1 protein-coding gene is annotated in these 1,660 nt (G+C 58.8%); it reads left to right on the forward strand.

The window, feature by feature from the left end; genetic code table 11:
• Positions 1-114 precede the first annotated feature (114 nt).
• Positions 115-1,431: an IS1380 family transposase gene (locus tag QPL98_RS19385; protein WP_303293869.1), complete on the forward strand. Its 1,317-nt coding sequence runs from the start codon at positions 115-117 to the stop codon at positions 1,429-1,431.
• The last annotated feature ends 229 nt before the right edge of the window (positions 1,432-1,660 follow it).

Below are 1,660 nucleotides of genomic sequence, written 5' to 3' on the forward strand. Positions count from 1 at the left end.
TTCCTGAATCCGTGACTTCAACGAGCTGAACTCACGCCCAAAGCCTGCAATAACAAGGCTTGGAGCGATATAATAGCATCTGACATCCATTCACCCAGTCAGTGCTTTCGGCTCATGCGTACCTTCACTCTCCAGCAATCCCGAACCGAAGTCTATACACCCAACGGCGGGCTGGCCCTGGTCGGTCATTGCCTGAACCGGCATACATCGCTTACCAAAACCGCCCGCACCGTCGCCAAGCGGCACGGCATTCCGAACATTGAACTGATCCGGACCTATCTTGGCCTGATCACGCTGGGCAAGAGTGACTTCGAGGCGGCCGAGCCGGTGCGAACGGACCCATTTTTCAAGTCTGCGCTGGGCATCAAGCAGTCGCCATCCTCGGCCCGGTTGCGCCAGCGATTTGATGAAGACGCTCAAGGCCTGACACCCCTGCTGGACGATGCCAGCGTCGAGTTTCTTCAGTCCGTCGAAGCTCCGGTGTCACCTCTGGCGATGGGCCACGTTGCGCTGGATATGGATGTCTTTCCCATGGACAACAGCCAGACCCGCAAAGAGGGTGTCAGCTACACCTACAAGGGCTACGACGGTTATGCACCGCTGGCCGCCTACCTGGGGCAGGAAGGCTGGTGCCTGGGTTGCGAGCTGCGCCCGGGCAGCCAGCACGCCAACAAGGGATTTCTCGACACCCTCAAACGGGTGTTACCCCGGGCTCGATCACTGACGGATAAGCCCATTTTGTTGCGCCTGGACAGTGCGCATGATGCCCGTGCCAATCGCGATTTCCTGCGCGAGCAGGACCAGGTCGACTTCCTGATCAAGTGGAATCCGCGCAAGGAGGATCCACTCGTCTGGGCGGACAAGGCTCAGGCCCGGAAAGCCTGGTCACTGGAGCGCGACGGCAAAATGGAGGCGGTTTTGTCAGAAGCGGTGTCGGACGAGCCCGGTCTGCGTCGCATCGTGAAGGTCACCGTTCGCACCAGCGATGCCGAGGGCCAGCTGTATCTCGAACCAGAAGTCAGCCTCGAAGGCTGGGTGACCTCTTTACCAGCCGAGGTGGCCAATGAGCAACAAGTCATGGCGCTTTACAGCGATCACGCCACCAGTGAGCAGTTCCACAGCGAGTTCAAGACCGACCTGGACCTGGAACGACTTCCGTCCGGGAAATTCGACACCAACAATCTGGTCATGGCCTTCGCCACCATGGGTTACAACGTGCTGCGCTGGATGGGCCTGAGACTGACCGGCCCGGATGCACCGGTTCGCCATCCGGCCAAACGTCGCCGCCTGAGAACCGTGATGCAGGAAATCATGACCATGGCCTGCCGCCTGGTGCACAGTGGCCGGCAGTGGATCCTGCGATTTGGCCGGCACTGCCCAGGCTTTGCGGTTTACCGCGATCTTTATCGGGGCCTTGCTTCCGCCGGATAGGCCAACTCAACCACTGGCAAAAAACAATCCTCCCGGAATCCTCTGCCGGGACAGCCCGCTATTGCCTAAACAATGCATGCTGGTCATTTATCAACCAATATCGGACCATCGGTTGCTCCCGCTCTTTGCTTCCTGACCTCAAAGTCAGAATCTCACCCAGTTATCGCCTCTTGTTGGCGCAGAGGTGGGCTTGACGGGTATATTGGCGAGCGAAGTCACTGATTCAGGT

Source organism: Marinobacter sp. ST-43, assembly GCF_030541085.1.
Classification (GTDB): Bacteria; Pseudomonadota; Gammaproteobacteria; order Pseudomonadales; family Oleiphilaceae; genus Marinobacter; species Marinobacter nauticus.

Excerpts from the sequence above, each read along its gene's own strand:
- QPL98_RS19385 (WP_303293869.1), top strand. The coding sequence starts at position 115 with ATGCGTACCTTCACTCTCCAGCAATCCCGAACCGAAGTCTATACACCC.